21 protein-coding genes are annotated in these 22,303 nt (G+C 64.5%); 10 read left to right on the forward strand and 11 right to left on the reverse strand.

Annotated features, from left to right (window positions below; genetic code table 11):
* Nucleotides 1-14: 14 nt before the first annotated feature.
* A complete protein-coding gene (locus MMB92_RS04500; RefSeq protein ID WP_058902535.1) occupies nucleotides 15-1,217 on the forward strand; it encodes a benzoate/H(+) symporter BenE family transporter in 1,203 nt (400 codons plus the stop codon).
* Between the two features lie 21 nt (nucleotides 1,218-1,238).
* Here the strand turns inward: MMB92_RS04500 and MMB92_RS04505 are convergent, their stop codons facing one another.
* Both MMB92_RS04505 and MMB92_RS04510 read right to left on the reverse strand, forming a co-directional pair.
* Nucleotides 1,239-2,126, reverse strand: coding sequence for an NAD(P)H-binding protein (locus tag MMB92_RS04505; protein WP_058902534.1), 888 nt, complete (start codon nucleotides 2,124-2,126; stop codon nucleotides 1,239-1,241).
* A 231-nt stretch (nucleotides 2,127-2,357) separates the two neighbouring features.
* The gene (locus tag MMB92_RS04510) at nucleotides 2,358-3,275 is read right to left on the reverse strand and encodes an AraC family transcriptional regulator (protein ID WP_058902533.1); all 918 of its coding nucleotides are present in this window, start codon (nucleotides 3,273-3,275) and stop codon (nucleotides 2,358-2,360) included.
* A gap of 192 nt (nucleotides 3,276-3,467) precedes the next feature.
* Here MMB92_RS04510 and MMB92_RS04515 point away from each other — a divergent pair, with 192 nt between their 5' ends.
* Nucleotides 3,468-3,662 carry a hypothetical protein gene (locus MMB92_RS04515; RefSeq protein ID WP_006483197.1) on the forward strand — a complete coding sequence of 65 codons (195 nt, stop codon included), beginning with the start codon at nucleotides 3,468-3,470 and terminating at the stop codon, nucleotides 3,660-3,662.
* 13 nt (nucleotides 3,663-3,675) lie between these two features.
* On the opposite strand, the gene MMB92_RS04520 is transcribed toward MMB92_RS04515, so the two are convergent.
* Nucleotides 3,676-4,629, reverse strand: coding sequence for a LysR family transcriptional regulator (locus tag MMB92_RS04520; protein WP_006483210.1), 954 nt, complete (start codon nucleotides 4,627-4,629; stop codon nucleotides 3,676-3,678).
* A gap of 100 nt (nucleotides 4,630-4,729) precedes the next feature.
* Here MMB92_RS04520 and MMB92_RS04525 point away from each other — a divergent pair, with 100 nt between their 5' ends.
* From MMB92_RS04525 to MMB92_RS04540, 4 genes are all read left to right on the forward strand, one after another.
* Complete coding sequence (locus MMB92_RS04525) at nucleotides 4,730-6,088, forward strand: NAD(P)/FAD-dependent oxidoreductase (RefSeq protein ID WP_062885135.1); 1,359 nt, start codon at nucleotides 4,730-4,732, stop codon at nucleotides 6,086-6,088.
* Between the two features lie 326 nt (nucleotides 6,089-6,414).
* Nucleotides 6,415-6,849: a hypothetical protein gene (locus MMB92_RS04530; RefSeq protein ID WP_006483196.1), complete on the forward strand. Its 435-nt coding sequence runs from the start codon at nucleotides 6,415-6,417 to the stop codon at nucleotides 6,847-6,849.
* A gap of 182 nt (nucleotides 6,850-7,031) precedes the next feature.
* Entirely contained in the window at nucleotides 7,032-8,660 is a 1,629-nt protein-coding gene (locus MMB92_RS04535) for a histidine-type phosphatase (RefSeq protein ID WP_012493022.1), read from the forward strand.
* Between the two features lie 183 nt (nucleotides 8,661-8,843).
* Nucleotides 8,844-9,218: a hypothetical protein gene (locus tag MMB92_RS04540; RefSeq protein ID WP_006483192.1), complete on the forward strand. Its 375-nt coding sequence runs from the start codon at nucleotides 8,844-8,846 to the stop codon at nucleotides 9,216-9,218.
* Between the two features lie 18 nt (nucleotides 9,219-9,236).
* Here the strand turns inward: MMB92_RS04540 and MMB92_RS04545 are convergent, their stop codons facing one another.
* Nucleotides 9,237-10,247: a sterol desaturase family protein gene (locus MMB92_RS04545; RefSeq protein WP_227746323.1), complete on the reverse strand. Its 1,011-nt coding sequence runs from the start codon at nucleotides 10,245-10,247 to the stop codon at nucleotides 9,237-9,239.
* A gap of 49 nt (nucleotides 10,248-10,296) precedes the next feature.
* Here MMB92_RS04545 and MMB92_RS04550 point away from each other — a divergent pair, with 49 nt between their 5' ends.
* Both MMB92_RS04550 and MMB92_RS04555 read left to right on the forward strand, forming a co-directional pair.
* Nucleotides 10,297-11,343: an AraC family transcriptional regulator gene (locus MMB92_RS04550; RefSeq protein WP_006494522.1), complete on the forward strand. Its 1,047-nt coding sequence runs from the start codon at nucleotides 10,297-10,299 to the stop codon at nucleotides 11,341-11,343.
* Between the two features lie 86 nt (nucleotides 11,344-11,429).
* Nucleotides 11,430-11,735 carry a hypothetical protein gene (locus MMB92_RS04555; RefSeq protein ID WP_006483216.1) on the forward strand — a complete coding sequence of 102 codons (306 nt, stop codon included), beginning with the start codon at nucleotides 11,430-11,432 and terminating at the stop codon, nucleotides 11,733-11,735.
* 21 nt (nucleotides 11,736-11,756) lie between these two features.
* On the opposite strand, the gene MMB92_RS04560 is transcribed toward MMB92_RS04555, so the two are convergent.
* Entirely contained in the window at nucleotides 11,757-12,053 is a 297-nt protein-coding gene (locus MMB92_RS04560; protein WP_058902530.1) for a hypothetical protein, read from the reverse strand.
* 425 nt (nucleotides 12,054-12,478) lie between these two features.
* Between MMB92_RS04560 and MMB92_RS04565 the strand changes: the two genes are divergently transcribed.
* Nucleotides 12,479-14,083 carry an EAL domain-containing protein gene (locus MMB92_RS04565; protein WP_058903559.1) on the forward strand — a complete coding sequence of 535 codons (1,605 nt, stop codon included), beginning with the start codon at nucleotides 12,479-12,481 and terminating at the stop codon, nucleotides 14,081-14,083.
* 18 nt (nucleotides 14,084-14,101) lie between these two features.
* Here the strand turns inward: MMB92_RS04565 and MMB92_RS04570 are convergent, their stop codons facing one another.
* The 4 genes from MMB92_RS04570 to kduI form a co-directional block, all read right to left on the reverse strand.
* Nucleotides 14,102-14,473 (reverse strand): hypothetical protein, encoded by a 372-nt coding sequence (locus tag MMB92_RS04570; RefSeq protein ID WP_034203450.1) that lies wholly within the window; start codon nucleotides 14,471-14,473, stop codon nucleotides 14,102-14,104.
* Between the two features lie 65 nt (nucleotides 14,474-14,538).
* Nucleotides 14,539-15,435 (reverse strand): DNA-binding transcriptional regulator KdgR, encoded by an 897-nt coding sequence (kdgR, locus tag MMB92_RS04575; RefSeq protein WP_058902529.1) that lies wholly within the window; start codon nucleotides 15,433-15,435, stop codon nucleotides 14,539-14,541.
* 59 nt (nucleotides 15,436-15,494) lie between these two features.
* On the reverse strand, nucleotides 15,495-16,301 hold the full coding sequence (gene kduD, locus MMB92_RS04580; protein ID WP_048986384.1) for a 2-dehydro-3-deoxy-D-gluconate 5-dehydrogenase KduD: 807 nt from the start codon (nucleotides 16,299-16,301) through the stop codon (nucleotides 15,495-15,497).
* Nucleotides 16,302-16,305: 4 nt separating this feature from the next.
* On the reverse strand, nucleotides 16,306-17,142 hold the full coding sequence (gene kduI / locus MMB92_RS04585) for a 5-dehydro-4-deoxy-D-glucuronate isomerase (protein ID WP_006494530.1): 837 nt from the start codon (nucleotides 17,140-17,142) through the stop codon (nucleotides 16,306-16,308).
* 281 nt (nucleotides 17,143-17,423) lie between these two features.
* Here kduI and kdgT point away from each other — a divergent pair, with 281 nt between their 5' ends.
* On the forward strand, nucleotides 17,424-18,443 hold the full coding sequence (kdgT, locus tag MMB92_RS04590) for a 2-keto-3-deoxygluconate transporter (RefSeq protein WP_006494531.1): 1,020 nt from the start codon (nucleotides 17,424-17,426) through the stop codon (nucleotides 18,441-18,443).
* Between the two features lie 537 nt (nucleotides 18,444-18,980).
* Here the strand turns inward: kdgT and MMB92_RS04595 are convergent.
* Complete coding sequence (locus MMB92_RS04595) at nucleotides 18,981-20,291, reverse strand: sel1 repeat family protein (protein WP_181645694.1); 1,311 nt, start codon at nucleotides 20,289-20,291, stop codon at nucleotides 18,981-18,983.
* Nucleotides 20,292-20,294: 3 nt separating this feature from the next.
* Entirely contained in the window at nucleotides 20,295-22,301 is a 2,007-nt protein-coding gene (locus MMB92_RS04600) for a phosphatidylserine/phosphatidylglycerophosphate/cardiolipin synthase family protein (protein WP_034203050.1), read from the reverse strand.
* Between the last annotated feature and the right edge of the window lie 2 nt (nucleotides 22,302-22,303).

The following is a 22,303-nucleotide window of genomic DNA, read 5'->3' on the forward strand; positions in this document are numbered from 1 at the left end:
ATTCCCCGACGACGATGCAACCGAACACCCCACCCGGCGCGATCCGCACGATCGGCAACGACTGGTCCGTTTCCGCAATCACCGCAGGTTTTCTCGCGGTCCTGATTTCGTATGCGGGCCCGCTCGCGATCTTCTTCCAGGCTTCGCAGGCCGCGCATGCGTCCAACGACATGGTGTCGTCGTGGGTCTGGGCGATCTCGATCGGCGCGGGTGTCTCGGGCCTGTTCGCCAGCTGGAAGCTGAAGGTGCCCGTCATCACCGCGTGGTCGGCGCCCGGCACCGCGCTGCTCGTCGGCCTGTTCCCGCAACTGACGCTCAACCAGGCCGTCGGCGCGTACCTCACGGCTGGGCTGATCATCCTGGCGATCGGCGTGTCCGGCTATTTCGACCGCCTCGTGCGCCACATTCCGCGCGGCATCGCCTGCGGCATGATGGCCGGCATCCTGCTGCCGTTCGGCATGCATGCGTTCTCCGCCGCGACCGCGCAGCCGGTGCTCGGTTTCGGGATGATCGCGGCGTACGTGATCTTCCGGCGCCTGCTGCCGCGCTACAGCATCGTGCTCGTGCTGCTGACGGGTGCCGCGCTCGCGACGCTGCTCGGGATGACGCATCTCGGCAACGTGTCGCCGAGTATCGCGCGGCCGATTTTCATCGCCCCGGAATGGACGCTCGGCACGACGCTCAGCCTGGCGCTGCCGCTCGTCGTCGTCAGCCTCACCGGCCAGTTCCTGCCGGGGATGACGATCCTGCGCGTGTCCGGCTATCACACGCCGGCGCGCCCGATCATCACCGCGACCAGCGTGATGTCGCTCGTCGTCGCCTGCTTCGGCGGGATCACGATCGTCGTCGCGGCGATCACCGCGGCGCTCTGCACCGGCAAGGACGCGCACGAGAATCCGGACCGGCGCTACGTCGCCGGGCTCGCGAACGGCGCGTTCTATCTGATCGGCGGGCTCTTCGCGGGCACGATCGTCACGGTGTTCTTCGCGCTGCCGAAGGCGTTCGTCGCGATCCTGGCGGGGCTCGCGCTGATCGGCGCGATCAGCGCGAACGTGCACGGGATCTTCGAGGACGAGGACCATCGCGAAGCGTCGATGATCACGTTTCTTGCGACCGCGTCGGGGATGACGTGGCTCGGGCTCGGGTCGGCGTTCTGGGGGATCGTGATCGGGTCGGCGGCGTATGCGGTATTGAACAGGGTGCGGGGGCCCGCGTGATGCGTGCCGCGCCCCCTTCACTCAACACGCATGCCGGCGCACCAGTTGCGCAAGCGCTTCCTCCAGCATCGTCGTCCCGTACACCCGCTCCGACACGTCGGCTTCCACATCGATCCGCCCCGCGTTATGCACGTCGTACAAATCGACGATCAGCTGCGCATGACGCTCGCTGAGCCCGGCGCGCAGCAATGCCGCGCTCCACGTATCGCGCGGCAGCTCGTGCGCAACGATCGCGCGGCCCGCCGCCGTGCCCAACGTCTCCGCGATCGCCGTCACGCTCACCCGCCGCGGCCCTTCGACACTGACGATGCGCGGCCCGCTGCCGCCTTCCGGCGCATCGAGCATCAGCCGCGCCGCGACGATGCCCACATCGGGCGCCCAGACCGTCGGAAACGCCTTGCCGACCGGATGATGGAAGCTCGGCAACACGCCGGTACCGAGCGCGACCGGCAGCACGCGCGCCCAGTTCTGCAGATGCTCGGCCGAGCGCAGCAGCGTCAATTGTGTCGGGATCGTCTTCAGACGTGCCTCGAAGTCATGGAACAGACGCGTGATACCCGTATTGCCTTCAAGCTCCGCGCCGTAATCCGACAACGCGAGCAGCGCCGGCGGCGGATTCGCGGCGAGCGCGGCAGTCGCTGCGTCGATCGTGCGCGTCATCGTCGCGGCCGGATCGGGATCGGCAGCCGGCACCGGACACAGCATCTGCACGGCCTGCGCGCCGTCGATTGCCGCGGCGATCGCGTTCGCGTCCGTCAGGTCCGCGATCGCGACATCGCAGCCGAGCTGCACGAAACGTTCACGATGGCGCGCGTCGCGCAGTACCGCGCGTACGGAATGGCCTGCGTTGCGCAAGGTCGTCACGGTCGACAAGCCGACGTTGCCGGATGCTCCGAAGATCACGAACACGGTTCGCTCCTGAGGGATGAAGGTGCTGTGATTGTCGGGTTGCGCGGCCGAGAAGGCGCGCACGGGCGGATGAATCGAACAGGAAAGGATGACGCGTTGAATACGCCGTAACCATGCGAGCTCCCCGATACAAGCGCGTCAAAACCGGAGAAGCCGAACGCGACAATTGTCCAACGACCTGTTGGACAGTTGCCCTCGGATCAAACGCAACGTCCATGTATTGCTGTTGCGTCATGCGTCTTTCCCGCCATCCTCACCGTCATACGCCAGCCGCAACCCGCCCCGCACGCCCGACCGCGCAATCTCCGTCGGCGTCGCACCGAGCACGCGGTTCATCCAGTTCGCCATGTGGCTCTGATGCGCAAACCCGGCCTCCAGCGCGATCTGGCTGATGCTGAGCCGGCCTTCGAGCAGCAGCGTCTTCGCGCGCTCCACCCGGCGCCGCACGACGTACTGGTGCACGGGCATCCCGAGCGTTTCGCGGAACAGCACCTTGAAATGCGGCACGCTGATCGACACGAGCGCCGCGAGCTCGGCCAGCGTCATGCGCCGGTCGAGATTCGCCTCGACATAGTCGATCACGCGCGCCGCCGCCTTCGGCGCCAGCGTGCGCCGGCGTTCGCGAAACACGGGCTGGCCGTCGACCAGCCGCGCGACGAGCGCCGTGCACAGGCTCTCCGCGTAGAGCGGGTCCGATGCGTCTTCCGCTTCGAGTTCGGCGGCCATCGCCCACGCGATGTGCTGCAGCCGCGGGTCGCGCACCTGCAGCCGCCGGCGGATCTGCGCGTGCGACGGCTTCAGTTCGAGCTGTTCGACGGTGCGCCGCACGAAGGTGTCGCTGAGCGCGATGTGCAGAATCCGGCAGTCGGCGCTGTCGGTCCATTGGCCGGGCAGGCCGGCCGGAATCACGTCGACGTCGCCGTGCGCCTGGATGCGCGACACGCGCTCGCCGTCGCACACGCAATCCGCGCGCACCGGCGCGCCGATATGCACGCCGATCCGGTGATGCTCGGCCGCCGGAATCCGGTACGTACCCGCGCGAATCTCCAGCAGCGACGCGCCGAAGCCGCGCCAACCCAGCCCGCGGCTGGAGCGCAGGCTGACCGGGACGCCGTTGTCCGTCGGCGCGGCAAGAATCGGATCGCTCATTGATGGTCTCCACCAGATCAGGTGCCGAACGCGCATTGTGACGCGTTTCGGGCCGGCGTGCCGGCCGTGCGCGAGCGCCGCCGGATCACGCAGAAAAAGATCATCCGTTTCTGCTCGGGACGATCCTTGCGTGCGCGCCGGCGGGCGCCGCGCCGCTTACGATCCGTTCATCCGACACCTACGGAGCCCGTCATGCCTCATTCCTGCCCGCAACGCGCGGCGTTCATCGCGCGTTCGCCGTCCACCGTTCGCCCTTCATCCGGCCCCGACGTCCGCAATACACGCACCGCCATCGCCGCGTGGTGCCTGCGCGTGGTCGGCTGGTACCGGCTCGAACGGCTGCTCGCATCGATTCCCGACAGCAACGACGATTTCGGGCTCGCCTGACCGCCGGTCGCGCCTACTTGCGTCGCCGCTCGTGCGACGCCACCGTCGCGCCGTCGATCACCGGCGCACCCTGCTTGATCAGGAAGTCGCGGAACAGCCCCGTCACTTGCGAGATCCGCCGGTCGGCGAGCGTCACCACATACCATTCGCGTTCGATCGGATTGCCGGGAAACGGCAGTTGGCCGAGCAGCCCCGTTCGCAATTCAAGTGCACACGCGTGCAACGACAGGAACGCGACGCCGAGGCCCGCTTCGGCCATCTGCTTGATCGCCTCGTTGCTCGACAGTTCGGAACCCACATGAAAGCGATGGCCCGCGTTCTTGAACAGGCTCTCGACGGTCGAGCGCGTGCCCGCGCCGCGCTCGCGCACGAGCAGGTGCGCGGATTCGAGATCCTTCAGCGCGACGCGCTTGCGCTGCATCAGCGGATGGCCGGGCGCCGCGACGAACACCATCGGATGCTTCGCGAACTCGACCGCGTGCGTGCGCAGTTCCTTCGGCGCGCTGCCCATCACCGCGAGATCGATTTCATGCGTCGCGAGCATGCGGATGATGTCGTCGCGGTTGCCGACCTTGAAATACGTCTTCACGTGCGGACGCGTCGCGGTGAATTTGACGAGCAGCGGCGGGATCAGGTATTCGGCCGTCGTGATCGCGCCGATCCGCAGCGTGCCGCCGAGATCGCCCGTCAGCGCGGCCACTTCGTCGCCGGCCTCGCTCCACAGATGCAGGATCTCGCGCGCGTAGCGCGCCACGATCTCGCCGGCCGCCGTCAGCTGCACGCCACGCCCCACCCGCTGCAGCAACGCGGCGCCCACGGCCTCCTCGAGCAGGCGAACCTGCAGCGACACGGCCGGCTGCGTCAGGTTCAGCTCCTCGGCCGCGCGCGACACGCTGCCGAGCCGCGCGATCATGTCCAGCGCCTTCAGCTGCCGGAACGTCGCGGTCTTTCCTATAAGTGAATACATATGAGTCGCTTATAAACATTAAATTGTTCGAGTGGGTTCGAAACTATATCGTCGGTTCTTGAGCAATGTCATCCGAATCGTCATTCAGCGGGAGCCCAACATGGACAACACCACGCCCACCCTTGCAACGGACCGCGCACCGCGCGTTCCGCGCATCGTGATCATCGGCGGCGGCGCCGGCGGCCTGCAGCTCGCGACGCGTCTCGGCGATACGGTCGGACGCCGCGGGCAGGCCGACGTCGTGCTCGTCGACCGTTATCCGACGCACTTCTGGAAGCCGCTGCTGCACGAAGCCGCATCGGGCCATCGCGATCCGGCCTCCCACACGATCGAATACGCGGCGCAGGCGAAGCGTCACGGCTTCCGTTTCGTGCAGGGCGCGCTGCGGCGGGTCGACCGCGCGGCCCGCACGGCGACGATCGCGGCCGTGCGGGATGCGGACGGCACGGAAATCCTGCCGCAGCGGGAACTCGACTATGACGATCTCGTGCTGGCGGTCGGCAGCGTGACGAATTTCTTCAATGTGCCGGGCGCCGAGCGTCATGCGCTGCCGCTCGAAAACCTCGACCAGGCCGAGGATTTCCGCCGCAAGTTCCTCGCTGCGTGCACGAAGGCGAATCACCTGGCCGAGCAGCAGCCCGCGCGGCGGGGCGCGCCGATCTGCATCAACGTGATCGGTGCGGGCGCGACGGGCGTCGAGCTGGCCGCCGCGCTGCGGCACGCGATCCAGCAACTGACCACGTACCGCTTCAAGGCGCTGGTGTCCGCACGCGACGTGCACATCCGGCTGATCGAAGGCGGCCCGCGCATCCTGCCGGCGCTCGACGAACGGCTGTCCGGCAAGATGCACGCGCAGCTTCGCGCGCTGAACGTCGACGTGCTGACCGATACGCGCGTGGCGGAAGTCGGCGCGGATGCCGTGACGACCGCGGCGGGCGAACGGCTCGCGAGCGACATCACGATCTGGGCGGCCGGCGTCGCCGGCCCCGCGATGCTGCGGGACATCGGCGACATCGCGCTGAACCGCTCGAACCAGGTGATCGTGACCGACACGCTGCAGACGCCCGACGATCCGCACGTGTATGCGTTCGGCGATTGCGCCGCGTGCCCGTCGACTGGTGCCGGCGGATTCCTGCCGCCACGCGCGCAGGTCGCGCACCAGCAGGCCGTGTATCTGGTCAACGCGTTCGCGCGCCGCGTCGCCGGCAAGCCGGTGGCCGGCTTCACGTTCCGCGATGCGGGCACGGTCGTGTCGCTCGGGCATGCGGGTGCGGTGTACCAGGCGGACATCGGCGTGCGCTCGCGCTCGCTGATCGTCGACGGGCTGGCGGCGATCGGGCTGTACAAGTTCCTGTATCGCAAGCACCTGTTCAGCGTGGTCGGCGTGAAGCGCGCGCTGTTCCAGTCGCTGAGCCACTGGCTGCAAAGCCGTAACCAGCCGTCGATCAAGCTGCACTGATCGCGCCTGTTCGCGCGCACCCTCGCAACGCGGCATATCGGGCGGGCATCGCTCGATATGCCGTTTCCTTATATGCATATGCGTGATGCATCCAGAATGTGCGCCATGCTGGTGCATCACATTGAAGGCCGTCGATGCGCTGCCATTCGCGCGGAAAATGCCGTGCGACACGTGTCCCGCGCCCGCTCTGGCTTGCCACCCCATTCATTAGTCAAATCGTATGAGTCGGCTAAAAATATTAATTGGTCGCATTTTCCGGATCGACGCTAAGGTGTGTGGCATTCCCGTCGGCGAACGGATCATCACGTTTCTGAAAAGGAATCACCGTGGTCATCGAAGCCATCGTCACCCGTCTCGACGCAGCATTCGCGCAGATCGAAGCAACACCGGATTCGCGCGAATCGCGCCATCAGCGCGACGCGATCATCCAGTGGCTCGACCGGGCATCGGAAGAAGGATATCGACTCGGTCTCGTCACGACGCTGCCGGCCGCACGGCTCAGCGACATGTTCGAAGGCCAGTTCGGCCGCGCGAACCTCGACCGCTTCTCGGTCGTCGTCACGGATTCTGATCAACAGGACTCCGGATCAAATCAACATCCGTTCGATGTCGCGTTGCAAGCGCTCGGCGTGCCGCCGGAGCGCGCGGTCGGGATCGCGAGCAGCGAACCGGAACGCCGCGAAGTCGAACATTTCGGCCTGTCGCGCTGCGTGAACATCACCGATACGGTGCGCTCGATCGCATCGGCCGGGCTGCACTGAACGCCCGCCCCCGGGCCGGCCGCAGCCGGCCATCATCGTCGATCCGGCGGCAATCCGACGATTGTCCGACCGCATCCTGACATTCTGCTGTCAAAGTCGCTTGCAACACTCCGGGGCTCGACCACATTGCCCCGGAGACGGTACGACGCGCATGCGCATCGTGCCGTCCGTTGCCCGCCACGATGACACGCCCGACCCGCACCGCCGCCGCCCTCACGATCGCCTGTCTGTTGCTCGCCGCCTGCGGCGGGGATGATGACCCGACGCCGCCCGCCACGTCGGTCGACAACAACGGCACGGCGCCCGCACCGCAACCGCAACCTCAGCCCACGCCTGACCCTGCGCCCGCGACCTACTACCAGACGAAGACGCCGTACCGCCCGCAGCAGGACGCCGCGACCTACGAAGCGCCGCCGGCCGACTACGCGCCGGTCTACACCGAACTCGTCGCACGGCACGGCTCGCGCGGGCTGTCGGGCTTCAAGTACGACGGCGCGATCTACGCGATGCTGGTCAAGGCCGAGGCCGACGGCGCGCTGACCGCGCTGGGCGCGCAACTCAAGGCCGACACGTACGCGATGATGAAGGCCAATGCGCTGCTCGGCTACGGCGTGCAGGGCATCTCGACACCCGGGTACGGCAACCTCACGCAAACCGGCATCCGCGAACATCAGCAACTCGCCGCGCGTCTCGCGCAGCGGCTGCCTGCGCTGTTCGCCGCGGGCAACCGGCAGGTGGTCGTCGTCAACTCGGGCCAGGATCGCGCGGTCGACAGTTCGACATATTTCTCGGCGGCGCTCGTTGCCGCGCAGCCGGCACTGGCGCCGGCCATCACGCTGCCGGCCGCACCGGCCGGCTATCCGGCGAACGCACCGGTCGCGCAGCCGGCCGGCACCAATCGCTTCCTGCTGTATTTCCACTCGCTGAAGCCGGCCACCGATCTCGTGACCGACACGAGCGATCCGTACTACGCGACCTATCAGGCGAGCCAGGCATACCAGGCCTATGCAAACGACGCGACGGTGGCCGCGAAGCTGAAGGCGATCAAGGCCGCGCCCCAAGCGGCCGACGTCGCGCGAACGGTGCTGACCGCGCTCGTGTCGCCGGCCTTCATCGCGAAGCTCGGCACCGACGGCTACACGTTCGCGAACACCGGCACCTATGCGTTTACATCGACGGACGGCAAGTTCACCAACACGCTGAAGGGCGACGGCAAGACGAAGATCGCGACGGCCGTCGATGCGGTGAACGTGCTGTACAACCTGCTGCAGGTTGCGCCGGCCATGACCGCGGAAACCGGCGGCGTCACGATGGAGAAATACATCGGTGCCGAGCAGGCGCAGTATCTCGCGTACCTGCAGGACGCCGAGGACTACTACCAGAAAGGGCCCGGCATCCAGGAAGCGAACCCGGTGACGTACCGGATGGCGAAGGTGCTGCAGGACGATTTCTTCGGTGAAGTCGATGCGATCGCGCGCGGCGACCTGACGCATGCCGCGAAGCTGCGCTTCACGCACGCGGAGATCGTGATTCCGTTCGCGTCGATCATGAACCTGAAGAACGTGTTCGTGCCGACGCCGCAAGCGCAGACGTACACGTACGCGAACAACCCGTGGCGCGGCGACCAGGTGTCGCCGATGGCCGCGAACATGCAATGGGATGTTTATCGCAACGGGACGCGGCTCATCGTGAAGATGCTGTACAACGAGCGCGAAACGGATTTCCAGGCCGCGTGCGACGGCGCGAAGATCGCGCCAACCAGCCACTTCTACGACTACGCGGGGCTGAAGCAGTGTTACGGGTATCAGTGACGCATGGTGACGACAACGTATGCCGGATGCGCGATGCATCACGTCGACGACGTCCGCCCTTGTCCTTCATGCCCGCAATCACCGTCGACAATCTCGAATATCGCGGCCAATTAAAATATCTGATTGCGACCTATCAAGTTTTATCATCTCTGGTCGTTACTATGAATTTCGACCAGGGATGGCATGAATTCAATCATTACGCGCTCGTTTGGCGGACTCACTCGCCCCTACTATATTCGTAACTTTCTTTTCAGCTTGATCTTCCCCACGGTTTTCATCTTCATTTCCAGCTTCGGGAAAGAAAGCCTTCCCGGAGGATTGCTCGCGCTTGTATTGATTTTCATGGCGGTGAGTTGCCTCCTCTACCCTTATTCCCGATTTGTCTACGAAAGCGTCGTGAACTACATCGTTGGACGCAATATGTTCTTTGTCAATGCAGCATTGATGCTGGTTGTCAAGTTCATGACCATGTTCCTGTGTTGGTATCTAGCCATTTTCATCGCACCGCTCGGCCTGGCATACCTTTTCTTCCGTCATCGCCCGACAGGCGCCAACTGAAAAACCGGCCCCGCGCGGTCAAGTACCGCGCTCGGTCATGTCCGCCCGACTCGCCCCTTCCCCCCCTTTCCGCTCGACGCTCCACGTATGGATCGGCCGATGCCCGGGCCGCTCCCACTCGGGCGGCATCCACAGATGCTTCAAGCGCTGCAGAACCGGCCCGGGTGCGAGCACATCGCGCCACATGTCGACGAATTCGTGCACGTTCAGAACAAGAAAGTTGTACGAACGAATCTGCTGCGTGATGCCGTAGTCGACCGGCTCCGTTTCCTCGACATAGGTGCCGAACATCCGGTCGAAGATGATCAGCACGCCGCCGTAGTTGCGGTCGATGTACCGCGGATTGCGGCCATGATGCGCGCGATGGTTCGACGGCGTGTCGAACACGTACTCGAACCAGCGCGGCAGCCGGCCGATCGCTTCGGTATGCACGAAATACTGGTACGCGAGATCGACGGCAAGCAGGAACAGCACGACGGCGGGCGGAATGCCGAGCCACACCGGCGGCAGATAGAACAGGAACACGCCGACGAACGCGTTCAGCAGTGACTGGCGCATCGCCGTCGTGAAGTTCATCACCTCGCCGCTGTGATGCGGCACGTGTGCGGCCCAGAACCAGCGCACGCGGTGCGACGTGCGATGAAACCAGTAGTAGCAGAACTCGACGACGACGAAGATCGGCACGATCGTGAAGCCGTTCACCGGCACGTCGAACAGCCGGTGTCGATAGACCCACGCGAAGATCGCACCGCTCAACAGCAATCCCGTCACGGTCTCGGCCACCTGATAACCGGCGCCGAGCGACAGGTTCGCGACGATCTCCTTCCAGGAAAACGGTTCGCGGCGGCCGCGCCGGGTCATTACCGCGTACTCGACCGCGAAGGCGATCAGGAACACCGGCGTCATGCCGATCAGCAGCACCTGCTTCCAGTCCACGTCGTTACCCAGGAACGCATGGAGCCACGTCATCAACTCGGTCGGCATGTCGGCAGCCTCGATCGGGAACTGCCGCGCAGTATGGTCGCGCACGGGTCGGCCCGCGTTGACACTTGCCGACGATTACTTGACACTTTCCGCCATGCCCGCCGCCTCCCCGCTCGCGACCCAGCGCATCTATTACTCGAGCACGTACGTGCGGCTGCTGTTCGACTATCTGTCCGGGCAGGGCAAGGATGCGGCGCGCGTGCTCGGCGAGGCACGGCCACCCGAGGACGACCGCGGGCTGACGCTGTACGCGAGCGCGCATTGGCGGCGTCTGCTCGAACGCGCGGCCGATGCGCTCGACGATCCGCTGCTCGGCCTGCACGTCGGCCAGCGGATCACGCCCGCGCATCTCGGCGCGCTCGGCTATGCGCTGCATGCGTGCCGCGACGCCGGCGCGGCGCTCGCGCGCTGGCAGCAATACGAACACCTGATCGCGAACGTCGCGCGCATGGAAGTGCGCGTCGAGGCAACGTCAGTGGCGATCGAATGGCACGATGCACCGGAACCACTCGGCCCGCTCGTCGACGAAGTCGCGCTGACCGCCATCGTGCAATTTGCGCGCAATATCACCGGCACGCGCACCGGGCCCGACGAAGTCTGCTTCGTGCATCCGTCGCCCGGCGACGAACAGCCGTACCGCGACTACTTCGGCTGCCCGGTTCGGTTCGGCCAGCCGGTGAACCGGCTCGCGTTCCCGTTGCGCTTGCTCACGCAGCCGCTGCAGCGGCCCGACGACGCGCTGCGGCAGATGATGGAGCGCCAGGCGAGCGCGCTGCTCGCGGAACTGCGGCAGACGGACGATCTCGAACAGTCGGTGCGCGAGGCCGTCGCGCGTTTGCTGACGCAGGGTGAAGTGAGCATCGAGCAGATCGCGTCGGATCTGCATGTGTCGTCCCGCACGCTGCATCGCCGGCTGGCCGGGCTCGGGCTGAACTTCCGGCGCCTGCGCGAGGATACGCGGCGGCGGCTCGCGATCGATCATCTGAACGATCCGCGGCTCACGCTCGCCGAAGTGGCCTGGTTGCTCGGCTATTCCGAACACAGCGCGTTTACACGCGCCTTTCGGCGCTGGACCGGGGAATCGCCGCAGCAGTGGCGCAGCCGTCAGCCGGCGCGGGCAGCCAGCGTCGCGCGCGGCTGAGCGGCTGTTGGGGCGGGTGCACGCATCGCGCGCGGACGAACTCGCATCGGCTCGCGTGGTCGAACCCGCATCGCCGGAGAACCCTCATGAAACGCGTCGCCCTTGCCGCCGCCCTGACCCTGTTTGCCGCCTTCAACGCGCCGGCCATCGCCGGTGCATCCTCCGGCGCTGTCGCGCCGGTTCCGGCTCAGGCCCACGCGAAAAATTGCGTGCCGTCGCGGGATGCCGCGCCAGGCGCCCGTTCGCCGTCCGGCGCACCGCCGATCCGCGTATGCGTCGGCGACGCCGACACGCAACTGAACCTGCCGTGGTTCCTGACCGACGTGCTCACCGCGGTGGACACGCATCAGTCGCCAAGCGGCCTGCTCCACAAGATGCGCAACGACTTCTGAAGCGCAGCCGCACTCCATCGTTCATGGCCCGTCGGCGCGCTTCAGCACCTCGATGAACGTGCCGACGATGCCGGCCCACATGGCAGGATCGGCAATACGCTCCAGCAGCACCCGCAATGCCCGTCGTTCTTCGTTCGACAGCACGCCGTGCGTGCCGCGGATGCTGTCGTAGCGCGGCGTGCCGCGCGACGCGAGTGCGCGATCGAGCGAGTAGTCGCGCGCCTGTCCATCCACTGCAATCCTGATCCACAGCGAACCGCCGTCCGCCACGGCGGCGCCATCGGTCACGATGACCGTGGGTCCGGCATTTTCTTCCATCGTCACGCTCCGGTTTGAGGCCCTGGCAGAAGTCTGCCGCCGGCCGCGCCACATGGAAATGTTTCTTTTTGAGACACAATCACAAAACCACATCAATATTTAAACAACAATATTTCGTAATATCGCGCCGCGTCTTATACTTGCCGCGCACCATCCTCGTGCCAAGAGACGGTGTTTTTTGTCCCGGCTGCACACACTGTGCGGCCGGGGCTTTTTTCGGTACGCTGCGTCGATATACATGCTCAATGCGCGCATGTTATTGAGGAATGCTGCCAGATGAAGGGTCGATCGCGACAGGCCGAGCCGATGCCGTCGCGCCGGCCGAATTGACCGGCGTCCCGAAACCGGCGCGCGAGCCGCATGGCCCGAATCGGGCATGCGGGATGCGCGCCGTTGGCGCATCGACCGGTTCGACTTGCCACGCCATGCGTACAACACCAAAGGCAACCGCGGGACTGTGGGCGCTCGCGCCCGGCTCGAAGCCCCTTTTCCATCGCCGCGGCGCGTGGCCGCGCGTCGTGTTTTTCGCCGCCGTGATCATTTGCGTGCTCGTGCCCGCGTTCGCGATCGTGCTGGCCGACCGCTACGCGCGCGATGCCGTCACCGCGCATGAACGCGTCGTGGCAAACGACATCGTGGCTTCCGTGGACCGCATTCTGGACGGCGTGCGCCTTCGACACGCGGACGAGCTGACCGCACTGGTCGGGCGGCCGTGCGCGACGGTGTTCCGGACACTCGCCGAAGTGGGCACTCGCCTGCGCTATCTGCGGGCGGTCGCGCTGGCAAACGACGGGCGCGTGATGTGTTCGTCGGCGCTCGGCTCGATCGACCTGCCGCTCGCCGCATATGCGCGCGAACCCGAACCGGGATCGATGATCGTCACGCTGCTGCGCCAGACGCCGTTCCAGCATGGCATTCCGGTACTGTCCGCGTTCCGCGCGACCGCGCGCGGCGCGGGCGTCCTGTACCTGATCGAAGGCGACTACGTCGCCGACGCGCTGAACCACGGCACCGGCGATGGCGCGGAAACGGCCACGCTGTCGATCGCGGGTTCGGGCCGTCTCGATCAGCACGGCAAGTTCGCGCCGGAAACGGCGGCCGGCCCCGCCGGCGGCAGCACGATGGCGTCGCAGCGCTGGCCGTTCACGGTGTCGGTCATCGCCTCGGCGCGCTACGCGGCACAGGTGCAGCGCCACTACCGGCTGATCTGCGCGACGATCGTGCTGCTGGCCGACAGCCTCGTGATGGCCGCTTACCTGCTCACGATGGCCCCGCGGCGGCTGTTGCTGAAAGCGGTGCGCCACGCGCTCAGGCGCAACGAATTCCATGTCGTGTACCAGCCGATCGTCGACGTGCAGACGCGCAGGACGGTCGGCGTCGAAGCGTTGCTGCGCTGGCACCATCCGAAGTGGGGGGCCATCAGCCCGGCCGCCTTCATCCCGCAGGTGGAATCCAGCACCGTGCTGCCGAAGGTCACCGAATTCGTGCTGCGCACGGCCGTGTCCGAACTGACCGCGCTGACACCGTCCGCGCCGCTGCGCATCGCCGTGAACGTTGCGCCGCAGGATCTCGAGCGCGGGCGGTTCGTGGCCGTCGTCGAGGAGGCGATCCGCGCGCTGCCGCCCGGCTTCACGCTGGTGCTCGAAGTCACCGAACGCATCCTGCTGGAGAAGAACGCGCGAACCACCGAGATTTTCCAGACGCTGCGCTCGAAAGGCGCGAAGTTCGCGATCGACGATTTCGGCACGCATCACAGCAATCTCGACATGCTGTCGCGCTTTCCGTTCGACTACGTGAAGATCGATCGGCAGTTCATCTCGCAACTGGACGGCGGCAGCGCGAGGCTGATCGAGGGGATCGCGGCCGTCGCGCATCACTACGGCCTGAAGATCATCGCGGAAGGCGTGGAGACGGAAGCGCAGCATCGCGCGCTGCATGCGGTCGGGATCCAGTATGCGCAGGGATATCTCTACCAGCGGCCGCTGCGCGCGGAGAACCTGAAGCGCGATTTCGCATGGGCGCCGGTGTAGCGGCGCCGCCGACGGCGACTACTGCGCGCCGTATCGACCGTCGAGGCGCACGCGGCCCTGCTCGACCCATCCTTCGAAGTCGTCGCCGGTCTTGCCGTTCACGTACATGATGTTGTACCAGCGCCCGTGCGACTTGTAGACGGTCACCGAATCGCCGGGAACGATGAAGGTCTGCTTCGTCATGCAGTGCGCGTCGGGCGCCGAGTAGAAATACGCGCGCCCCGTGCCGATCACCGTACCCGACGCCGGCGGCCGGAAGTTGTCGTCCGGGCCGCTCGTGGCCGCATCGAGCTGCCCGCAATCGACCGCGCGCGTCGCGTGCGCGCCGCTCGCAGCCAGGCTCGCGCCGAGCACCAGCATCGCGATGCCCATGCGCATCGTCATTTTCATCTGCATGATCAAGTTCTGTATGCCGTATGGTTGTTTCGGCGTGCCGGTTCGCGCCCGGCACACGCTCAATCCTGCGCGATGGTCGTCGCTTCGACGCCTACCGCTTCCGGATGATGCCCGAGCCGGGCGGAAATCGCCTGCCCGGCCTCCTTCAGCAACGCGACGTAATGCGCCTTCGTGTCCGCGCCGCACCGCATCGCCGGGAACGACAGCGACAACCCCGCGATCACGCGACCGAAACGGTCGAACACCGGCACCGCGAGACACAGCAGGCCGTCTTCCTGCTCCTCGTTGTCCTCGCCGTAGCCCTGCTGCCGCACGTGCGGCAGGATGCTCATCACCGCATCCGCCGACGCCAGCGTCTTCGCGGTCGACTTCCTGAACTCGATGCCGGCCAGCACCGCACGCGCGTCGCCGGGCGTCATCCATGCGAGCAGCACCTTGCCGATCGCGGTGCTGTACAGCGGATTGCGCCGGCCGATCCGCGACTGCATGCGCAGCCCGTAATCGGCGTCGATCTTGTGGATGTAGATGATCGCGTCCTCGTCGAACGCGCCGAGATGCACGGCTTCGCGCGTCAGTTGCCCGATGCGGCGCATCTCGAGATCGGCCTCGCGCACGAGGTCCACGCTTTCCAGCGCCTTGCTGCCGAGCTCGAACAGCCGGATCGTCAGCCGGTAGCGGTCGGTCTCGCCTTCCTGCGCGACGTAGCCGAGCGTCTTGAGGGTCTGCAGGAAGCGATGCACCGTCGTCTTCGACATGCCGAGCTGGTGCGACAGTTCGCTGATGCCGATCTCGCGGCGCTCGCCGAGCGCGGCGAGGATCGTGAAGACCTTGCCGACCGCGGCGACCGAATCGGGCTTCTCGACGCTGCCTGCCGCCGACAGGTCGGCCCCCGGTTGGCCGCCACCGGTTTCCTGGTTCGCCTGATCGCGCTTGCGCTGCCTGGGCGTTGCTGTCATGTCCGTGAATCCGTGAGATGCGAATCGGGAGAGCATAACGCGTTCATCGCGCGAGCCGGTCAGCGCGCGAGCCAACCGCCGTCGACGGCCAGCGTATGGCCGTGCACGTAGTCCGACGCGCGCGACGCGAGAAACACCGCCGCGCCGGCGAGATCGTCCGGCACGCCCCAGCGGCCGGCCGGGATGCGGCCGAGGATTTCGTCGCTGCGCCGGCTGTCCTCGCGCAACTGCGCGGTGTTGTCGGTCTCCATGTAGCCGGGCGCGATCGCGTTCACGTTGATGCCGCGCACGGCCCATTCGTTCGCGAGCAGCCGCGTGAGGCCGAGCACGCCGCTTTTCGACGCCGTGTACGACGGCACGCGAATGCCGCCCTGGAACGACAGCATCGACGCGACGTTCACGATCTTGCCGCCGCGCCCCTGCCGCACCATCTGCCGCGCGACGGCCTGCGACAGGAAGAACACGCTCTTCAGGTTCACGTCGATCACGGCGTCCCAGTCGGCTTCGGTGAACGCGAGCGCATCGCAGCGGCGAATCATGCCCGCGTTGTTGACGAGGATGTCGACGTGGCCGAACGCATCGACCGCATCCTCGACGATCCGCTCGACCGGCTCGAGCGTCGACAGATCCGCGCGCACGTCGACGAAGCGCCGCCCGGCGGCCGCGACGCGCGCCGACGTTGCATCGGATGACGAACGATTCGCACCGACGATGTCGCACCCGGCCGACGCGAGCGCGACGGCCATCGCCGCGCCGAGCCCCGTGTTGCAGCCGGTGACGATCGCGACCTTGCCGGTGAGGTCGAACAGGCGGGCGAGCGCGGCATGCGCGCCGGCGGCGGGAAGATCGGGGGTTTCGCGTTTCATGATGTCAGCGCAGGTCGGCGACGGCGATGTGGTCCATGTCCTTGAACACCTGGTTCTCGCCGGCCATCCCCCAGATGAACGTGTATGCCTGCGTGCCGACGCCGGAATGAATCGACCAGCTCGGCGAAATCACGGCCTGCTCGTTGTGCACCACCACGTGACGCGTCTCCCGCGGTTCGCCGAGCAGATGGAACACGGCCGCGTCGGCGGCGAGATTGAAGTAGAAATACACCTCCATCCGCCGCTCGTGCGTGTGACACGGCATCGTGTTCCACAGGCTGCCGGGCTCGAGTTTCGTCATCCCCATCGACAACTGGCAGGTCGGCAATACGTCGGGCACGATGAACTTGTAGATCGTGCGACGGTTGCTCGTAGCCGCGTCGCCGAGCGTTTCGGGCGATGCCTGCGCGAGCGTGATCGTGCGGGTCGGATAGGCCGTGTGCGCGGGCGCGCAGTTCAGGTAGAACTTCGCCGGTCGCGCGTGATCGTCGCTGCCGAACACGACACCCTGCCCGCCTTGCCCGATATAGATCGCCTCTTCGGTGCCCACCGCATGACGCTGCCCGTCGACCTCGACCCAGCCCGGCCCGCCGATGTTGATCGCCCCGAGTTCGCGCCGCGCCAGCAGATGGCTCACGCCCATCGCGGCGCCGAGCGACGCCGGCACCTCGACCGGCCGCGTGGCCGGCCACGCGCCGCCGACGATGATGCGGTCGATATGGCTGTAGGTGAGCGACAGCGCGTCCGGCGCGAACACGTTCTCCACCAGGAAATGCCGGCGCAGGCCGGCCGTGTCGAGCGCCTTCGCGTGTTCGCTGTGTATGCCCTGTCGCACGTCCATGCCGGTTCTCCGTTGGGGAATGGGCAGGCCGCCGGCACCGTCGCCGCCGCTCGCCCTGATGAAGATTGAAGCACACATTTATCAAATTCAGAACGTCGATCCGGATTTTCGATCCAGCTTCGTCGGTCGATCAATTCCTTTGCTGCCATAGCCATCGCGTCTTACGGGTATACGACTACCACTGAAATTAACAAAAACGGACCATCGTTCCGAATCCTGTCCTATAGTCAGTCAGCAGACATCATTCGACAACGGGACGCATCGACGTCCACGGAGGAGACGTGAAGCTGAAACAGGCCATCGACCGCATTCCGGGCGGGCTCATGCTGGTCCCGATGCTGCTGGGTGCGTGCGTGCATACGTTCGCCCCGAACGCCGGCAAGTACTTCGGCTCGTTCACCAACGGCCTGATCGCCGGCACGGTGCCGATCCTCGCCGTCTGGTTCTTCTGCATGGGCGCGACGATCAACCTGCGCGCGACGGGCGTCGTGTTGCGCAAATCGGGCACGCTGCTCGCGACCAAGATCGTGGTCGCGTGGCTCGCGACGCTGATTGCCGCGCAGTTCATCCCCGACGACGGCATCCGCACGGGCCTGTTCGCGGGCCTGTCGCTGCTCGCGATCACGACGTCGATGGACATGACCAACGGCGGCCTCTATGCGGCCGTGATGCAGCAGTACGGCAGCAAGGAAGAAGCCGGCGCGTTCGTGCTGATGTCGATCGAATCGGGGCCGCTCGTCAGCATGCTGATTCTCGGCGCGGCGGGCGTCGCGGTGTTCGAGACGCGGCTCTTCGTCGGCGCGGTGCTGCCGTTCCTGATCGGCTTCACGCTCGGCAACCTCGATGAAGACCTGCGCGAGTTGTTCGGGCGCTGCGTGCATCCGCTGATTCCGTTCTTCGGCTTCGCGCTCGGCAACGGCATCGATCTGAACGTGATTGCGAAGAGCGGGCTGCCGGGTATCGCACTCGGGCTCGCGGTGATCGTCGTGACGGGCGTGCCGTTGATTCTGGCGGACAAGTTCGTGGGCGGCGGCAACGGGACGGCCGGACTTGCCGCGTCGTCGACGGCCGGCGCCGCGGTCGCGAACCCGGCGATCATCGGCGAGATGATTCCGAAGTTCAAACCGATGGTGCCGGCGGCGACGGCGATCGTCGCGACCGCGTGCCTCGTGACGGCGATCCTCGTGCCGATTCTGACGGCGATGTGGGCGAAGCGGGCGGCAAGGGTGTCAGGGGTGCCGGTGAGGGTCGCCGCGCGGGTCGGGAATGGCGGGGCGATCGAGCATGAGGGGCATGTCTGAGGAGGGACAGCGATCGTCCAGTGATTCGCCGCCGTGCCACGCGTCGGCGAATCGCCCTCCCCGCCTTCGGCTTCTACGACGACGGCATTCCCTCGGACGTTTCCGCCGTGTCGCGGCTCACGGGAGCGTAGAACACGCGGCACCGCACCCGGTAAACCACACAGGCGCCGCCGAGGGTCAAGATCGCCATCGTGATCGGCAACACGCGCATGCCGATGTGGACTCCGGGATCAATCAGTCGTCAGGTGCGCGATGCCGGTTAGCCGGGCGGGTGGTCGACGGACGGCGATGCGTCGTCCTGGTGAAAAGGTGCTGCGTATCGTCAATCTGGTCGGTTCGGGTGTCGTGCAACCTGCGCCGTCTTGCGGGCAGGGTTGGCAGTCCGCGCGCGCGTAGCATTCTCGCTCTTCGAGCACGCGGCCAGCAGGCACGAAACAAGCAAGGCGATAGACGTTCTACACATGATCAATCGAGCCTGCTGCGCGTGGCCGCAATCGAACGAGCGGGTTGGGCACGCAGCCTTGATGCATGAACCGGTCAAGCCTGATCAAGGTACGCAACGAGTTCCCACGCAACTTGTTCAACGTGCTGGCGCGTCCCCATCATGCTGTCGAGCACCGCCAGCTTTCTCGGTTCATGCACGACGACAGACGGCAGCGCGTCGCCCTTGAGGAATCGACGCTGCGTATCGCCAAACTGACCCGCACCGAGTTTCGCGCACCATACGCCGTCTTCCGGGCAGGTCTGGCCCGTGTGAGCAACCGTACCCAATGGCAGGCGGGATGCGACGTTTTCCGGTTGCTCGGCCTGCGAAGTCTTGTCCGCGGATCCTGGGAGCGGTAATCCTGTCGCGGGATCGAGATGTTTGGCTTTCGCCATCTCGTTGATGAACTCGTCTGAAGGCTTCTGCGGTGGCGTCGCTGCGTCTTGTTCCTTTTGCCATTGGAACGTGCCGTCCCACGGCGGCAGTTTTGCCGGCGGCAGCGGAACAATCTTGTCGAGGTCGGGAACCTTCGGGTTACGGCTCTCGTTGCTATCGAGAAATTTGCCGATCAACCGATAACGACGCGAGCGTTCTGGATCGTGCGCGAGCGCAAGGTACGAAAGACGATTTGATGCCTCGGGGCCGTTGAATCCCTCTTCGAGTGCCAACGCAGCTTGAGCACTCCCCGCCTTCACACCTTTTTGAAAGGATAAAACGGCATCCGAATATTTTGAGTCGTTTTTAAAATTAATTCCCAAATAATTGGCAGCATCTCCGTAACCTTGATTGGTCGCACACTGCCTCATTTGACGTGCAATCTCGGGAGCTCGATCGTGTGGCGCCAGCTGCTCGGCAACATAAGTTTGTGCCTCAGGACTACCCATGTCCGCAGCCTTCCTGAAATACCGCAAGGCCATCTCGGCATCCTGCTTTACCCCATAGCCAGCTTCGAGATAGTGCCCGATGTCGTAATAGCCACCAGGAACTCCGTCATCAATTAACTTCTTTGCCAGCGCAATGGTTTCCTTTGCCCCGTCAGGGGAGTTAGCCAACCCTTGGGAAATCAGCTTCTGTGCGTTAGTGTTAGCTTTGTAGTGACCATACGCTGCAGCTATTCGATAGTAGCGGACGATTTCATCGAAATCCTTTGGACCATCGATTTTCTGCAAATAGCGACCATACTGAAACAACTGATCTGCCCGCGGATCCAAAGGCGGAAGATGTTCACTCTCGTGCACACACGTAAATGCGAGATTGGCTCGTACGGCCGACATATCGGGTAAATTCGAGTCCACTGAGTCTTCCTTGTTGGTGCAGGCGCACACTAGCAACACGACCGTATAAATTACAAGCGACTTTCTCATTTTTCAGTCTTTGTAGGTGCGTTCGTTTGACATGCGCATGAAACGAATAATCGAAGCGACGGGTGAATGCTTTCCTCCACCCTGCAGGTCGGCGTTATTGTTAAGAATCATTTCCCATTTATTAAAAGCTTGCCCTGGATCATCCTGCGCCCCCTCCTTGTTCGTATGCAGACTCCACAACTGCTGCCGTAACCTCTTGGTCACGTCACCATTCTCGTGACAGATATTGAGTTCGCTATCCGCCTCCATGCTGCGTGTGTTGATGTTGGCTGACCCCAGCGTCGTAAACACATCGTCGATCGTCATCAATTTTGCATGAACGTAGACGGGCACCCACTTGCCCGGCGGGGAATCCGGAGCCACAAGCGTACAGACATGAACCTTGAGGCCATCGTACTCCTTGTTCAGAACAGGCTGCGGCGCACTCTTCATCTGCGATGCAATGGATTCCCGTCGCTGTTTCAACTGCTCGATCCTCGCCTTCGCGTCGGCCACCCGTTTTGCCGAATCGGGCGAGTCGACGATGCCTTGCACTTCGAGAGCCCCGAGCAACGCTTGGTTCGCCTGCGACTGCTGATCCACAACCGCCGCCATCTGATCCTTCAAAGCGGTCTGACGAGCGTCCTCTTGCTCCAACGTCGCGACACCCGGAATGCTCTGCGCCTTCCCCAAGGCATTCAGCATCCGATAAGTATTGACGGTCCCGGTTCCGACTGCCTCGTCGCCCGAATTCGTGATGGCGAACAAATACAACGGGCCATGCACGGTGACGTTGCGTCCCCAACTGACGTGCTTGGCCGCGACCGCTTTGATTGCATTCGCAAGCGGCGGCCATCGGAAATATTGATTCTGGATAAAGACGTGTTGCGTGGCGTTGTTCACCGCCTGCAGATAAAGCTTCTCGATGTCGCGTCGTCCCTTCTGGGACTGTGTACGCGCGATCTGAGCCATCATCGGCGTATCACCACCCGGCGCATATCGAACCTTGAGGCGGTCCTTAAGACCGTCCCGTGCCTTGCCCAGGCCCTGGCCGGTGGCGTCGTCCCATGCCTGGCAAAAGTTCGCATTCAGATACTGCAATACCGGACCGGTCACATAGCTGGAGATGTCCTGCCATGGGCTTGGACCATTACGCCCGGTCGAAGGGGTCTTTGGCTTGTAACTGTGATCATCCGTATCCCAGTACTGATCGAGCATGTTGTGCCCCATCACGAAACCAACGGCATTCTCCGGGTCCTCATAATCGACAAGCACCATCTTTTGGTGGTGCGTCGGAATTCCAGCACCCATGCCAACACTGTTCATCGCCTTGGTTTGGAGGTCACGATCCTTGTCTTTCCCATGCCAGAACGTGCGCCATGCAATCTCTGCCCGATTGGCGGGACTGAAGCCCCGAGTCGCGAAGTCAATATTCTTTAGTGCGTGGTCTTTGTAGTACTGGGCACGCGCTTTTTCGTAGGCGACTTTCGCCAGGGGATTCAGGGGTGACAGCAGCGAAGTGCTTGTTACGTTATTCAAGTCGGCGCGCCAATACCATTCCACGTCGAACTTCCTTTCTTCGTCGGTTTGATAGTCACGGGACAACATCGAACTCCGACGATAGGTATCGTCCGATATATGTTGCTTCAACCCGGTTACCAGGTCGTAGCCCGGCATGTTGTTCTCGCCAAATTCGGTGAGGTACAACGGATCGCGCCAACACAGCAATCGGACTTTGACGCCTTTCTGCCCCTTCTGCTCAAGCAATTCTCCGATCCGAAGCGAGTGACCGTCGCGCTTGAAATACATGGACGGCTGAAATCCCCAGCAAATGATGTCGATGGTGTGCTGGGCTTTCATCAGCACATCATAGAGCGTCCCAAACGCTTCTTTGCCGTTTACCAAGGGCCTGAATGTCGCCTGCTTCGCGGCGTATTCAGTAAATTGCAGAAACCATGGCAGCGTCGCCGTCGCGTTCGACGTGTGATTCAGCGCCAGCGGCGTAGTGAAGGTATTGTTCGGCGTTGCCATGA

This window comes from Burkholderia sp. IO2 (assembly GCF_029522185.1).
Classification (GTDB): Bacteria; Pseudomonadota; Gammaproteobacteria; order Burkholderiales; family Burkholderiaceae; genus Burkholderia; species Burkholderia cenocepacia.